Below are 13167 nucleotides of genomic sequence, written 5' to 3'. Positions count from 1 at the left end.
ATGCGGCGGCCGTCCCCGCTCCCGTCGACGCCGCCGGCAGGTCAGCGACGCGAGGCGCTCCCGGAGCGGCCGCGGCGGCGTGAGGCCATCCCTGAGCCGCCCGCGGTCGAGGCTCCCGCCGCCGAGCCGACGCCATCCGAGCCCGCTGTCGCCGAACCGCCCGTCGCGACGGGGCGTCTGGCTCCCGTCGTCCCGTTCGACGCCTCCCCGACCCCCGCCGACGACGCGCAGGCAGAAGCGGATGCCGAGACGGAGCGTCCGCTCGGCGTCCGCGACGTCTGGGCTGCGGCTCGGGCTCGCCGCCGCGCGTTGCGCCGCGAGGTCCGGCGCTTCACGGTGCGCCAGCGCCGCCGACGGTACGCCTGGCTCGGAGCGCTCGCTGCCGTCGTCCTGGTCGGGCTCGGCGCTGTCGCGACGGCCTACAGTCCGCTTTTCGCGGTGTCGAAGATCACGGTGCTGGGCACGGATCGCCTGGCCCCCGCCGCCGTCGAGCAGGCGCTCTCGGGGGAGATGGGGACTCCGCTCGCCCTCGTCGACTCGAGCGCCGTGAAGGCGGCGCTCGTCGCGTTCCCTCTCGTGGAGAGTTACTCCATCGAGGCGAGGCCGCCCCAGGAACTCGTCGTCCGCATCGTCGAGCGGACGCCTGTCGGTGTCGTGAAGACGAAAGCGGGTGCCTCTCTCGTCGACGCGGCCGGAGTCGTGCTGGGCACCACGAAGGACGCACCCGAGGGGTATCCCGTCATCGATGCCGCGGGCGGCGCCGGGTCGCGCACCTTCCGTGCCGTCGGAGCCGTCTACCGGTCCCTGCCGGCGGATCTGAAGGCCGCGGTCACGGCGATGTCGGCGACCACTCCGGATGACGTCACACTCACGATCGACGGCGCGGACGTCGTCTGGGGGAGCGTCGAGGATGCCGTCGAGAAGGCGCGCGTGCTGAAGGCGGCGATGGCGGCTCGGCCGCCTTCGAAGGTCGAGGAGTACGACATCTCCTCGCCCGATGCGGTCGTCATCCGCTGACTCGAGAATCCGATCCGACGACACGCCGCCACGGTGCGGGCGGCCGCCCCGTCGCCGCATACCTTCGGAATCAGGAATTGCATACTCGGCAATTCTTTAAACCTCTGGTTGAGGTTGAAGGTTTGCACTCGAGGTTCAGGACGATACGGAGGCCGGCGTGAGCCAGAACCAGAACTACCTTGCTGTGATCAAGGTCGTTGGCGTGGGTGGTGGCGGTGTCAACGCCGTCAACCGAATGATCGAGCTCGGCCTTCGCGGCGTCGAGTTCATCGCCGTCAACACGGACGCACAGGCGCTGCTCATGAGCGACGCCGACATCAAGCTCGACGTGGGACGTGAGCTCACCCGCGGTCTCGGCGCCGGCGCCGACCCCGAGGTGGGCCGTCGCGCCGCAGAGGATCACGCCGAGGAGATCGAAGAGGCCCTCGCCGGCGCCGACATGGTCTTCGTGACCGCGGGCGAGGGTGGTGGCACCGGTACCGGTGGCGCACCCGTCGTCGCACGGATCGCGAAGTCGATCGGCGCCCTCACGATCGGTGTCGTCACGAAGCCCTTCTCGTTCGAGGGTCGTCGCCGTCAGACCCAGGCCGAGTCCGGCGTCTCGAAGCTGAAGGAAGAGGTCGACACCCTCATCGTCGTCCCGAACGACCGCCTCCTCGAGATCAGCGACCGCGGCATCTCGATGATCGAGGCGTTCGCCACGGCCGACCAGGTGCTCCTCGCCGGTGTGCAGGGCATCACCGACCTGATCACCACCCCGGGTCTCATCAACCTCGACTTCGCCGACGTCAAGTCGGTCATGCAGGGCGCGGGCTCCGCGCTCATGGGCATCGGCTCGGCGCGCGGCGCCGACCGTGCGATCAAGGCCGCCGAGCTCGCGGTCGAATCCCCTCTCCTCGAGGCGTCGATCGAGGGCGCCCACGGTGTGCTCCTCTCGATCCAGGGCGGCTCGAACCTCGGCATCTTCGAGATCAACGACGCAGCCCAGTTGGTGAAGGAGGCCGCGCACCCCGAGGCCAACATCATCTTCGGTACGGTCATCGACGACACCCTCGGCGACGAGGTGCGGGTGACCGTCATCGCCGCCGGCTTCGACGGTGGCGAGCCCCAGGTGAAGGTCGAGCCGATCACGGCCAGCCGCCCGGCATCCGCCCCGGTCCTGCCGCCGCTGCCGGCCGACACGGTGGCTCGCGACCTCGCAGCCGCCGAGAACGCCGGTTCGCGTGAGTCGGTGTCGGTCTCCGCGCCGTCCTCGTCGAGTGACTACGACTCGGCGTTCGGCGACGACGACCTCGACATCCCCGACTTCCTGAAGTAACCGGATCGTGGATCTGCGTTCGCGGCTCGCCGACATCGACGCGCGCATCTCGGATGCCGCTCGGTCGGCGGGCCGCGATCCATCGGGGATCACCCGGATCGTCGTCACGAAGTTTCACCCCGTCGAGCTCGTCCAAGAGCTCGCCGGGCTCGGCGTGACCGACGTCGGGGAGAACCGTCAGCAGGAGCTCAGCGCGAAGCGCGAGACCTACGACGGCGTGCCGCTCCGCTGGCACTTCATCGGGCAGGCGCAGACCAACAAGGCGAAGGCCGTCCGGAGGGATGCCGACGCCGTGCACTCGCTTGATCGGGCCCGCCTCGCCGACGCGCTGCACGCGGCACGCCCCGACGACGACGGCGACAGGCTCGACGTGCTCATCCAGGTCAATCTGACCGAGGATCCCGGACGAGGGGGAGTCGCGCCCTCGGGCGTCACGGAACTCGCCGAGCACATCGCCGCGACGTGTCCGTCGCTGCGCCTCCGCGGCATCATGGCCGTCGCGCCGCTGGACGAAGAGCCGGCTCCGGCCTTCGCGCGGCTGGCCACCTATGCCGACCGCATCCGCACCGTGGTGCCGGATGCCGACTGGATTTCCGCCGGCATGACCGGCGATTTCGCCGAGGCGATCGCAGCGGGTGCGACACACCTGCGGATCGGTTCGGCAATCACGGGCCCGAGGCCCGTGCACGGATAGCCTCGTCACAGACGAGCAATACGGAGGATGCGATGTCGAACCCGCTCAAGAAGACCATGGTGTACCTGGGCCTCGCCGACGAGGAAGAGGTCTACGAGGAGCCGGCTCCCCGCCGCGAGAGTCGGGAGAAGCAGGTCGAGAACAAGACGGCGCCGGTGACGCCCATCCACCGCCCCGCGGTCGTCCGTCAGCCCGCTCCGGCGACGGTGAGCGAGATCGTCACGGTCCACCCCAAGCAGTACCGCGACGCGCAGGCGATCGCCGAGAACTTCCGCGACGGCATCCCGATCATCATCAACCTCTCGCAGATGAGCGACGCCGACGCGCGACGCCTCATCGACTTCGCGAGCGGTCTTTCGCTGGGTCTGTACGGACGTATCGAGCGCGTGACGAGCAAGGTCTTCCTGCTGTCGCCCGAGAACGTCGCAGTGTCCGGCGAAGGCGCGATCGCTCAGGGCGACGCGGACTCCGCCCCCTTCACGCACTGACGCCGTGTCGGTCATCGGCCTCATCGCCGGGATCCTCAACGCGCTCCTGCTCATCTACGTGCTGTTCCTCCTGGCACGTCTGGTTCTGGAGTACATCCCGATGTTCAATCGGGAGTGGCGTCCGCGCGGTGGTTGGCTCGTCGTTGCGGAAGTCGTGTTCACCGTGACGGACCCGCCCATCAAATTCTTCCGCCGCTTCATCCCCCCGCTGCGCATCGGTCCGATCGCACTGGATCTCGCGTTCCCCCTCACGATGCTCTGCTGCTTCGTGCTGCTGTCCATCACGCAGGTCCTGAGCCGCGTCTGACCGACCTGTCGTCGCACCCGTGACAGCCGCGGACTATGCTGTCGGGGTACGGCTCGCGCCTCGCGGGTCTTCGTTGACCGGCCCGCTTCCTGAGCCCCGAAAGAGGAAAGACACATGCCTTTGACTCCCGAAGACGTCGTCACCAAGCAGTTCCAGCATGTTCGCTTCAAAGAGGGTTTCGACCCCGATGAGGTCGACGACTTCCTCGACGAGATCGTCGTCGAGTGGCGCAAGACGATCGCTGAGAACGAAGAACTGAAGGCGAAGCTCGCCGCGTTCGAGTCCGGTGAGACGTCCGCCCCGCAGACCGAGTCCGCACCGCAGGCCGAGGCCGCACCGCAGACCGAACTCCTCGAAGAGGTTCCCGCTGCCGAGCCCGCCGCGGAGGCTCCCGCCTCGTCCGGCTCCGCTCCCGTCGCCGCGTCGGCCGGCATCATCGAGCTGGCCCAGCGCCTGCACGACGAGCACGTCGCCGAGGGCAAGGCGCAGAAGGAGAAGCTCATCTCCGAGGCGCAGGCCGAAGCCGACGCCATCCTCAACGACGCACGCTCGAAGGCGCGCGACGAGATCACCCGCCTCGAGAGCGAGCGCGGCACCCTCGAGAGCCGTATCAGCGAGCTTCGTCAGTTCGAGCGCGACTACCGCGTTCAGCTGCGCGGGTTCATCGAAGAGAAGCTGCGCGACCTCGACGTCGCCGGCACCTCGGGTTCGACGCCCATCTCCGCGTCCTGACCACTCGCACGTTGTCGAGCCGAACGTCCGCGAAGCGGACGACACTGCGCGCCGCAGCGGCCGGCACCACCATCGCGATCCTCGCGGTGCTGGTGCTGGCCGCTGATCAGTTCACCAAGTACCTCGCCCTCCAGAACCTGCCCGAGCGGCAGGCCGTGCCGATCCTCGGGGACTTCCTCCAGCTCTATCTGACGTTCAACCCCGGTGCGGCGTTCTCCCTGGGGGAGGGCGTGACCTGGGTGTTCACCCTCGTCCTCGCCGCCGCGGCCCTGACGATCGTCGCTCTCGCGGCGACCCGTGTGCGCTCCCGCGCCTGGGCCATCGTGCTCGGCCTTCTCCTCGGCGGCATCCTCGGGAACCTCACCGATCGGCTGCTGCGTGCGCCGGGTTTCCTCGTCGGGCACGTCGTGGACTTCATCCACACCCCCTGGCTGTGGCTGTGGTTCCCGTCGGCCATCTACAACATCGCCGACATGTTCATCGTCACGATGATGATCGCGGTCGCCGTCCTGGTGCTGCTCGGCCGTCGCTTCGACGGCACCCGTGAGAAGGATGCCGCGACCGCGGACGCCGCCAGCGACGCGGACGTCCCGGCACCCGCGGACCCTCATGCCCAGCCGTAGTCTCCCCGTCCCCGACGGGCTCGACGGCACGCGGGTGGATGCCGCCCTCGCCAAGCTCCTCGGATTCTCTCGGACCTTCGCGGCCGAGGTCGCCGAGGGTGGCGGTGTCCAGCAGGACATGCGCCCCGTCGGCAAGTCCGACAAGCTCGTCGCCGGCGCCTGGCTGCAGGTCGACTGGGAGGACAAGCGCGGACCCGAGATCGTCCCGATCGCGGTCCCCGACCTCGGCATCGTCCACGACGACGACGAGATCGTCGTCGTCGACAAGCCCGCCGGTGTCGCTGCCCACCCGTCGCTCGGCTGGGAGGGTCCGACGGTCGTCGGCGCCCTCGCCGCATCCGGTTTCCGCATCGCCACCTCCGGGGCTTCCGAGCGCCAGGGCGTGGTCCATCGGCTGGACGTGGGGACGAGCGGCTTGATGGTGGTGGCGAAGACCGAGCGCGCCTACACGGCGCTCAAGCGCGCCTTCAAAGAGCGGGAGGTCGACAAGATCTACCACACGGTGGTGCAGGGGCATCCCGACCCCCTCGTCGGCACGATCGACGCTCCGATCGGCCGGCATCCGAACCACTCGTGGAAGTTCGCGGTCGTCCCCGACGGCAAGGACTCGGTGACCCACTACGAGACGCTCGAGGCGTTCCCGCGGGCCTCGCTGCTCGAGGTGCATCTCGAGACCGGCCGCACGCACCAGATCCGCGTGCACATGGCCGCGCACCGGCATCCCTGCGTCGGCGATCCGCTCTACGGCGGCGACCCGACTCTGGCCCAGCGCCTGGGACTCACCCGTCAGTGGCTCCACGCCCACGAGCTCTCGTTCGCCCACCCGGCGACGGGGGACTGGGCGACCTTCCGCTCGGATTACCCGGCCGACCTGGCCGGGGCGCTGGAGATCCTCCGCGACCAGTGAGGGCTCTCCGAGCGAAGGCCCCGCGAGTGATGAGGGCTCAGCGGCCGCCGGTGAACGACGCCGGGTCGTCCTCCGCGATCGCGAGCGCGATCTTGCGCACGTGGGTCTGATCGACCTCGACGAGTTCGCCGAGCCCGTACCAGCCGACCTCGGTCAGCTCGCCGTCGGCGGGATGCGGATCGCCCGAGACCCAGTCGCACCGGAAGACGAGATCGAGGTAGTCGACCTCGTCGCCGTTCGCGTAGACGATGCGGGGGATCTGCTGCACAGCCGCCAGCCGCGTCGCCCGGACGACCACTCCCGCCTCTTCGAGGCATTCGCGGACGGCGGTGTCGGCGGGCTCCTCGCCGGGCTCGACGATCCCCGAGACCGCCTGCCATTCGCCGTTGTCGGCGCGTTTGCCGAGCAGGACCTTCTCGTCGCGGAAGACGATCGCGGTCACCCCGACGAGGGGGAGCGGAGCGGTGCCGATCTTCTCGCGCAGCGCGAGGACGAACTCGGGGGTGGTCATGTGGACCAGCCTAGGCGCCGTGTCAGAACCGGAACGTAGACTCGATGGGTGGCATCCGACTCCTTCGTTCACCTGCACGTCCACAGCGAATACTCGATGCTCGACGGGGCCGCGAAGATCGGCGCGATGACGCAGGCGGCGGCCGATTACGGGATGCCGGCCATCGCCGTCACCGACCATGGCAACACGTTCGCGGCCTTCGAGTTCTACCGAGCCGCCCAGGCCGCCGGCGTCAAGCCGATCGTCGGCCTCGAGGCCTACGTCACCCCCGGCACGCACCGCAGCGACAAGTCGCGCGTGGCGTGGGGATCGCCCGACCAGAAGAGCGACGACGTCTCCGGTTCGGGCGCCTACACCCACATGACGATGTGGAGCCAGAGCACGGAGGGCATGCACAACCTCTTCCGACTCAGCTCGTTGTCGAGCATCGAGGGCTACTACTTCAAGCCCCGCATGGACCGCGAGCTCCTACAGACCTACGGCAAGGGCCTCATCGCGACGACCGGGTGCCCCTCCGGCGAGGTGCAGACCCGCCTGCGGCTCGGCCAGTACGAGGCCGCCCGCGCGGCCGCGGCCGAGTTCCAGGACATCTTCGGCAAGGAGAACTACTTCGCCGAGATCATGGACCACGGCCTCTCGATCGAGCGCCGGGTGATGACCGACCTCATCCGACTGTCGAAGGATCTCGACATCCCGCTCGTCGCGACGAACGACTCGCACTACACGCACCAGCACGAGGCCGACGCGCACGAGGCGCTGCTGTGCGTCCAGTCCGGCTCGACCCTCGACGACCCGAACCGCTTCAAATTCGACGGCGACGGCTACTACATCAAGACGGCGCAGGAGATGCGTCAGCTCTTCCGTGACCACCCCGAGGCGTGCGACAACACCCTGCTGATCGCCGAGCGGTGCGAGGTGGAGTTCAACACCTCCGCCAACTACATGCCGCGCTTCCCCGTGCCCGACGGCGAGACCGAGGACAGCTGGCTCATCAAGGAGGTCGAAGCGGGCCTGCACTACCGCTACCCGGGCGGCATCCCCGATCGCGTCCGCAAGCAGGCCGAGTACGAGACCGGGATCATCCTCCAGATGGGGTTCCCGGGGTACTTCCTCGTCGTCGCCGACTTCATCAACTGGGCCAAGGACAACGGCATCCGCGTCGGTCCCGGCCGCGGTTCCGGCGCCGGTTCGATGGTCGCGTACGCGATGCGCATCACCGACCTCGACCCGCTCGAGCACGGCCTCATCTTCGAGCGCTTCCTGAACCCCGACCGCGTCTCGATGCCCGACTTCGACGTCGACTTCGACGACCGGCGCCGCGGCGAGGTCATCGACTACGTGACCGAGAAGTACGGGTCCGAGCGCGTCGCGCAGATCGTCACCTACGGCACGATCAAATCGAAGCAGGCGTTGAAGGATGCCGGTCGTGTCCTCGGCTTCCCGTTCTCGATGGGCGAGCGCCTCACGAAGGCCATGCCGCCGCCCGTCATGGGCAAGGACATGGAGCTCGGCGGCATGTTCGACGCCAAGCACCCGCGCTACAAGGAAGCCAGCGAGTTCCGCTCCCTCGTCGACACCGACCCCGACGCCAAGACGGTCTTCGACCGCGCGCTCGGACTCGAGGGCCTGAAGCGTCAGTGGGGCGTGCACGCGGCCGGCGTCATCATGTCGAGCGAACCGCTGATCGACATCATCCCGATCATGCGCCGCGAGCAGGACGGCCAGATCGTCACGCAGTTCGACTACCCGTCGTGCGAGACGCTCGGGCTCATCAAGATGGACTTCCTGGGGCTGCGAAACCTCACGATCATCTCGGACGCGCTCGACAACATCCGGACGAACCGAGGCGAGGAGCTCGACCTCGAACACCTCGAACTCGAGGACCGTGCCGCGTACGACCTCCTGAGCCGTGGTGACACGCTGGGCGTGTTCCAGCTCGACGGCGGGCCGATGCGGTCGCTCCTGCGCCTCATGAAGCCCGACAACTTCGAGGACATCTCGGCCGTCATCGCGCTGTACCGACCCGGGCCCATGGGTGCGAACTCGCACACCAACTACGCGCTCCGCAAGAACGGCGTCCAGCCGATCACCCCGATCCACCCCGAGCTCGAAGAACCGCTGCGGGACATCCTCGACACGACCTACGGCCTGATCATCTATCAGGAGCAGGTCATGGCCATCGCGCAGAAGGTGGCCGGGTTCTCCCTCGGTCAGGCCGACATCCTCCGCCGGGCGATGGGCAAGAAGAAGAAGTCCGAGCTCGACAAGCAGTACGAGGGCTTCTCGGGCGGTATGAAGGAGCGCGGCTTCGGCGAAGCGGCGATCAAGTCCCTGTGGGACATCCTCCTGCCGTTCTCGGACTACGCGTTCAACAAAGCCCACTCCGCCGCGTACGGCCTCGTCTCCTACTGGACGGCCTACCTGAAGGCGCACTATCCCGCCGAGTACATGGCCGCCCTCCTCACGAGCGTCGGCGACTCGAAGGACAAGATGGCGGTCTACCTCAACGAGTGCCGCCGCATGGGCATCCGGGTGCTGCCGCCCGACGTGGGGGAGTCCATCCGGTTCTTCGCCGCCGTCGGCGAGGACATCCGTTTCGGCCTCGGCGCCGTCCGCAACGTCGGCACGAACGTCGTCGACGGGATCGTGTCGGCCCGCTCGGACGGTCCGTACGCGAGCTTCCACGACTTCCTCGGCAAGGTCCCGGTCCACGTCGCCAACAAGCGCACCGTCGAATCGCTCATCAAGGCCGGCGCCTTCGACTCGCTCGGATCGACCCGGCGTGCCCTCATGGAGATCCACGAGGATGCGGTCGAACAGGCCGTCCTCGACAAGCGCCGCGAAGCGAACGGCGAGGTCGGCTTCGACTTCGACAGCCTGTGGGGCGACGACGAGCCGCAGCAGGTCGCGCGCGTGCCGGAGCGGCCCGAATGGACGAAGAAGGACAAGCTCGCCTTCGAGCGCGAGATGCTCGGTCTCTACGTCTCGGATCACCCGCTCGCGGGTCTCGAGATCCCGCTCGCCAAGCACGCGTCGACCTCGATCCACGACCTGCTGGTGTCGGAGGACATCTCCGACGGCGACACGGTGACCATCGCCGGGCTCGTCACGAGCGTCCAGCACCGCGTCGCCAAGCAGAGCGGCAACCCGTACGGCATGATCACCGTCGAGGATTTCGACGGTGAGGTGACCGTCATGTTCATGGGCAAGACGTACACGGAGTTCCAGTCGATGCTCGTGGCGGACTCGATCCTCGTCGTTCGAGGTCGCGTCTCGCAGCGCGACGACGGCCGCAACCTCCACGGTCAATCGGCGTTCGTCCCCGATCTCGGATCGGTGGATGCCGCGGGCCCGCTCGTCCTGCTGCTGCCCGAACACCGCGCGACCGAGACGACGATCGGACAGCTCGCCGCCGTCCTCGACCGCCATCCCGGCGACACCGAGGTGACCCTCAAGTTGCATCGCGGCGGTGTCGCGAAGGTGTTCGAGGTCCCGGCCCAGGTAGGGGTGACGGTCGACCTCTACGGCGAGTTGAAGGGCTTGCTCGGGCCGCAGTGCCTGGGCTGATTCGCTGAGACGACGCGGGTAGGATCGCAGGCGGCGCTGATCAGCGCTGTTCGGAAGGAGCATCGTGACCGACCAGAAGACGAACCCCGAATCGCCGGACGACGCCGGGAGCCCCGTCGAAGACCTCGACGTCACGGTGGTCCGCGCGCCCGAGGCCGCGCCGCACGAGACGTCCACTCTCGACATGGAGACCCAGGCCTACGACTTCTCCACGGATGCCGCGGATGCCCCCGGTTCCCCCGCGGAGGCCGTGCCCGCATCGGTCGATCACGACGCCGCCGATACGGTCGCTGACGTCGAGCCGCAGGTCGCGCCCGTCGAGCCGCAGCCGTCTCCGGACGAGCCGGCGACGGTCGAAGCCTCTGAAGGCCACATCCCGCCGCAGTACGGCATCGGCCCGTTCTCGCTCCGCGAGATCTCGTTGCTCGGTGTGTGGGTGCTCGCCTTCCTGTTCTCGTTCTTCCCCCTCTACGCCGACAACCAGTACACGAGCCTCCTCGGCGGAACGAGCGTCTGGACCTCGGGAATCGACTGGGTCCTCGCCATCGGCGCGCCCACGGTCGCGGTGTTCCTGATCACGCTCCGCCGGTTCTCGCCCGACGGCATCCGTCGGGTCGGATCCCTGGGGATCGACCAGTTCGCCTCCGTCGCCTTCGCCGTTTCGGCGGTCGTGTGGTTGAGCTGGTTGTGGACGAACATCGCGCGCGGCGTCGCGGTCGGCGTGTGGCTCAGCAGCTGGGTCGTCTGGGTCGAGGTGCTTCTGATGGCTGCGGGCGTCGTGCTGACCGTCCTCGCTCCGTTCATCCCGCCGTTCCACGAGGACTTCCTGCACCGTGCCGAGACCTTGTCGCACCGCGTCGCCCGTCGCGCGCGCCCGGTCGTGGCGCGGCCGATCTCGGACGCGCGGTACACGATGGCGGCGCCGTCGGTCGATCCCGACCCGGCCCCGTACGGAGACCCCATCGACGACGACGAGCCGGCTCCGGCTGCGGCTTCCGCCCAGCAGGCGTTCTGGGCGTTGGCTCCTGTCGAGCGCGACGTCGTCGACGAGAGCGGCGCGCCGGTCTTCCGCATCGGCCCGACGGCCTGGGCGCTCGTGATCGAGGACCGTGGCGATTCCTTCGTGGTCCGCCACGAGGACGGCCGCATCGGTTACCTCACGGACGTCTCCGGCGTCACCCGAGGCTGACCCGCCGTTACCCTGGAGGGATGCTCCGCACGATCGACCTCCGGGGTCGCGCCGTCACACCGGCCGACCTGCTCGCCGCCGTTCCCCGAGCCACCGCAGCGCGGGATGAGGCATTGGCCACGGCTGCCGCCGTCGTCGCAGATGTGGCGGAGAGGGGCGAGGTCTCGCTCCGCGAGCAGGCGGCACGGTTCGACGGCGTCAGCGATCACGCCATCCGCGTTCCCGCCGCGCACCTCGACGAGGCGCTCGCCTCCCTCGATCCATCCATCCGGGGCGCGCTCGAGAACGCGATCTCACGGGTCCGCCTCGCGTCGGCCGCTCAGGTGCCCTCGCCGGTGGTGACCGATATCGGTCCGGGCGCGCGGGTGGAGCAGTACTGGCGTCCCGTGCGCCGTGCGGGTGTCTATGTCCCCGGTGGCAAGGCGGTGTACCCGTCGAGCGTCGTCATGAACGTCGTCCCGGCGCAGGTGGCGGGCGTCGCCGAGGTGGCGCTGGCCTCGCCCCCGCAGCGCGACCACGGCGGACGGGTGCACCCCGTCATCCTGGCTGCGGCCAAGCTCCTCGGCATCACCGAGGTCTATGCCATGGGTGGCGCGGGCGCCGTCGCGGCGTACGCGCACGGAGTGGCCGAGCTGGACCTCGCACCCGTCGATGTCATCTCGGGTCCCGGCAACAACTTCGTCGCGCTCGCCAAGCGGGTCGTCGCGGGCATGGTCGGCACGGACTCCGAGGCAGGCGCCACCGAGATCCTCATCGTCGCCGACGACTCCGCCGACGCGCGTCTCGTCGCCGCCGACCTCGTCAGCCAGGCCGAGCACGACGAGCAAGCCGCAGCGGTCCTCGTCACGGATGCGGCCGGCCTCGCCGAAGCCGTCGTCGAAGAGGTCGAGCGCCGCGCAGCGGCGACTCACCACGCCGAGCGGGTCGCCCAAGCCCTCGCCGGCGTGCAGTCCGCCGTGGTCCTCGTCGACGACCTCGCGACGGCGACCGCCTTCAGCAACGCGTACGCGCCCGAGCACCTCGAGCTGCACCTGCGCGATCCTCGTCCGGAGGACTTCGTCAACGCGGGTGCCGTCTTCGTCGGCTCGTGGACCCCCGTGAGCCTCGGAGACTACCTCGCGGGCAGCAATCACGTGCTCCCCACGGGCGGTCAGGCCAGGTACGCCTCCGGGCTGTCGGCATCCACCTTCCTGCGTCCTCAGCAGGTCATCACGTACGACCGCGACGCACTGCGGGCCGTCCACGACGACATCGTGACCCTCGCGACGGCCGAGGTGCTCCCCGCCCACGGCGAGGCCGTCACGGCGCGCTTCGACGCGTAGGCTGGATGCCGCCATGCACTGCCCGTTCTGTCGTCACTCCGACTCCCGCGTCATCGACTCCCGCACGAGCGACGACGGACTCAGCATCCGTCGTCGTCGCCAGTGCCCCGAGTGCGGGGGCCGGTTCTCGACGATCGAGACCGCGAGCCTGAACGTGATCAAGCGCTCCGGCGTGATCGAGTCGTTCAGCCGCGAGAAGGTCATGTCCGGCGTCCGCAAGGCGTGCCAGGGTCGACCGGTCACCGAAGCGGATCTCGCCATGCTCGCTCAGGCCGTCGAGGAGGCGGTGCGTCAGACGGGCGTCTCGCAGATCGATACGAACGAGATCGGGCTCGCGATCCTCGGCCCCCTGCGCGAACTCGACGAGATCGCGTACCTCCGGTTCGCGAGTGTGTACCAGGCGTTCGAGACGCTCGATGACTTCGACGCCGCGATCGCTCTGCTCCGCGCAGACCAGGCACAGCGCGTTCCGCGACAGGACGCCTGAGCGCT

General features: G+C 68.8%; 13 protein-coding genes. 12 read left to right on the top strand and 1 reads right to left on the bottom strand.

Going from position 1 to position 13167, the window contains the following annotated elements:
• The 8 genes from H286_RS0106560 to H286_RS0106525 all read left to right on the top strand — a co-directional run bounded on the left by H286_RS0106560 (nucleotide 1) and on the right by H286_RS0106525 (nucleotide 6086).
• Nucleotides 1-1017, top strand: coding sequence for an FtsQ-type POTRA domain-containing protein (locus H286_RS0106560; protein WP_020097537.1), 1017 nt, complete (start codon nucleotides 1-3; stop codon nucleotides 1015-1017).
• 157 nt (nucleotides 1018-1174) lie between these two features.
• Nucleotides 1175-2335, top strand: a complete 1161-nt coding sequence (gene ftsZ / locus H286_RS0106555; RefSeq protein WP_020097536.1) for a cell division protein FtsZ — start codon at nucleotides 1175-1177, stop codon at nucleotides 2333-2335.
• Nucleotides 2336-2342: 7 nt separating this feature from the next.
• The gene (locus tag H286_RS0106550) at nucleotides 2343-3029 is read left to right on the top strand and encodes a YggS family pyridoxal phosphate-dependent enzyme (RefSeq protein ID WP_020097535.1); all 687 of its coding nucleotides are present in this window, start codon (nucleotides 2343-2345) and stop codon (nucleotides 3027-3029) included.
• Nucleotides 3030-3061: 32 nt separating this feature from the next.
• The gene (locus H286_RS0106545) at nucleotides 3062-3517 is read left to right on the top strand and encodes a cell division protein SepF (RefSeq protein WP_018186463.1); all 456 of its coding nucleotides are present in this window, start codon (nucleotides 3062-3064) and stop codon (nucleotides 3515-3517) included.
• A gap of 4 nt (nucleotides 3518-3521) precedes the next feature.
• Complete coding sequence (locus H286_RS0106540; RefSeq protein ID WP_018186464.1) at nucleotides 3522-3824, top strand: YggT family protein; 303 nt, start codon at nucleotides 3522-3524, stop codon at nucleotides 3822-3824.
• Between the two features lie 114 nt (nucleotides 3825-3938).
• Nucleotides 3939-4556 (top strand): DivIVA domain-containing protein, encoded by a 618-nt coding sequence (locus H286_RS0106535; protein ID WP_018186465.1) that lies wholly within the window; start codon nucleotides 3939-3941, stop codon nucleotides 4554-4556.
• A gap of 11 nt (nucleotides 4557-4567) precedes the next feature.
• Nucleotides 4568-5179, top strand: coding sequence for a signal peptidase II (lspA, locus tag H286_RS0106530; RefSeq protein WP_020097534.1), 612 nt, complete (start codon nucleotides 4568-4570; stop codon nucleotides 5177-5179).
• Nucleotides 5166-6086 (top strand): RluA family pseudouridine synthase, encoded by a 921-nt coding sequence (locus H286_RS0106525; RefSeq protein ID WP_020097533.1) that lies wholly within the window; start codon nucleotides 5166-5168, stop codon nucleotides 6084-6086. The genes lspA and H286_RS0106525 overlap by 14 nt, the downstream gene beginning before the upstream one ends.
• A 37-nt stretch (nucleotides 6087-6123) precedes the next feature.
• On the opposite strand, the gene H286_RS0106520 is transcribed toward H286_RS0106525, so the two are convergent.
• Nucleotides 6124-6597 (bottom strand): NUDIX hydrolase, encoded by a 474-nt coding sequence (locus H286_RS0106520; protein ID WP_018186468.1) that lies wholly within the window; start codon nucleotides 6595-6597, stop codon nucleotides 6124-6126.
• A gap of 48 nt (nucleotides 6598-6645) precedes the next feature.
• On the opposite strand from H286_RS0106520, the gene dnaE reads away from it, so the two are divergent.
• The 4 genes from dnaE (at nucleotide 6646) to nrdR (ending at nucleotide 13162) form a co-directional block, all read left to right on the top strand.
• On the top strand, nucleotides 6646-10164 hold the full coding sequence (gene dnaE / locus H286_RS0106515) for a DNA polymerase III subunit alpha (protein ID WP_020097532.1): 3519 nt from the start codon (nucleotides 6646-6648) through the stop codon (nucleotides 10162-10164).
• Nucleotides 10165-10228: 64 nt separating this feature from the next.
• The gene (locus H286_RS0106510) at nucleotides 10229-11353 is read left to right on the top strand and encodes a hypothetical protein (RefSeq protein ID WP_020097531.1); all 1125 of its coding nucleotides are present in this window, start codon (nucleotides 10229-10231) and stop codon (nucleotides 11351-11353) included.
• A gap of 20 nt (nucleotides 11354-11373) precedes the next feature.
• Entirely contained in the window at nucleotides 11374-12675 is a 1302-nt protein-coding gene (gene hisD / locus H286_RS0106505; RefSeq protein WP_018186471.1) for a histidinol dehydrogenase, read from the top strand.
• A 13-nt stretch (nucleotides 12676-12688) separates the two neighbouring features.
• Nucleotides 12689-13162, top strand: a complete 474-nt coding sequence (nrdR, locus tag H286_RS0106500) for a transcriptional regulator NrdR (RefSeq protein ID WP_018186472.1) — start codon at nucleotides 12689-12691, stop codon at nucleotides 13160-13162.
• The last annotated feature ends 5 nt before the right edge of the window (nucleotides 13163-13167 follow it).

This window comes from Microbacterium sp. 11MF, from assembly GCF_000383475.1.
In the GTDB taxonomy this organism is placed as follows: domain Bacteria; phylum Actinomycetota; class Actinomycetes; order Actinomycetales; family Microbacteriaceae; genus Microbacterium; species Microbacterium aquilitoris.
This window is presented reverse-complemented; position numbering and strand designations above follow the sequence as displayed.